Raw genomic sequence first — 823 nt, forward strand, 5'->3', positions numbered from 1 at the left:
GCGATAATCTGCCCGAACATCTTTACGCCGCCGGCGAGCCTCTGCCTGAGCGCGAGATGGTCCCGCAGGCCGAGGCGCTCATTCATGCAACCGGCGCTGATTTTCGCGTCGGCGGCGAGCGCGCCTTCTACATGCCCGGCAGCGACACCATACAGGTGCCGCCGCAGCCGGCTTTCTTCCACCAGATCGACTATTACCGGACCTGCTTTCACGAGCTTGGCCACTGGACCGGCCACCCGAGGCGACTCGCGCGCGACCTGTCCGGCTCCTTCGGGTCCAACACCTATGCGCGCGAGGAACTGGTCGCCGAAATCGCATCAGCCTTCATCTGCAGCAGTCTCGGCATCGAGCCGACCGTGCGCCATGCCGACTACATCGGCTCATGGCTGACGGTTTTGCGCGAGGACAACCGCGCCATCTTCCGCGCCGCAAGCCATGCCTCGAAAGCCGCCGATTTCCTGCTTGGCCGCAATGTCGATGTCGAAGGCGAGGCACATGCCGAAACCGCCTATGGGAGCGCGCAATCCTCACACGCGACCGCCTTGCGCCTCTGATGACGCAAAGCCGCGCGCAACCAACTCGACAGTTCTTTTGAGGTTGCCCTAACGCCGATGGCCGGCGTTGGCGTCGATCGTTCATCGGACCGAGGTTCGCAAAAAAAGAGGGCGGCATTGATGCCGCCCTCTCGTTGCGAAAGCTGCCAGAGCTGGATTAGAAATCCATGCCGCCCATGCCGCCCATGCCGCCGCCGCCCATGCCGCCAGGCATGCCGCCGCCAGCCGACTCCTTCTTCGGAGCCTCCGCGATCATGGCTTCGGTGGTG

1 protein-coding gene is annotated in these 823 nt (G+C 64.0%); it reads left to right on the forward strand.

All coding sequences use genetic code 11. From position 1 onward, the window contains the following. Positions 1-554, forward strand: a 554-nt coding sequence (locus EOC06_RS44345) for an ArdC family protein (protein ID WP_245470337.1), incomplete at its 5' end; no start/stop codon positions are given. Positions 555-823 lie beyond the last annotated feature (269 nt).

Source organism: Mesorhizobium sp. M7A.F.Ca.MR.362.00.0.0 (assembly GCF_004023175.1).
Lineage (GTDB): Bacteria > Pseudomonadota > Alphaproteobacteria > Rhizobiales > Rhizobiaceae > Mesorhizobium.